At 40.8% G+C, this 233-nt stretch carries 1 pseudogene; it reads right to left on the bottom strand.

Features of this window, described 5'->3' with window-relative positions:
- A pseudogene (locus tag ACYP5M_RS26810) lies at positions 1 to 191 on the bottom strand (hypothetical protein); the annotation flags it as partial.
- Between the last annotated feature and the right edge of the window lie 42 nt (positions 192 to 233).

Raw genomic sequence — 233 nt, forward strand, 5'->3', positions numbered from 1 at the left:
CTAATTAGGTCTCCATATCCAGCTAAAGCCTCATCTACTGAGTTATCTACAATCTCGTACACTAAATGATGAAGTCAGCGTGCATAAGAACTGCCGATATACATACCGGGACGTTTTCTGACCGCTTCGAGTCCTTCAAGTACCTGAATTGCATCATCATTGTACTCGATTGTTTTTACTTTCTTTGACACAGAAATTCCCCTTTCCTAACTAAAACACAATTTCCGGGCCAA

The organism is Peribacillus sp. N1 (genome assembly GCF_054600815.1).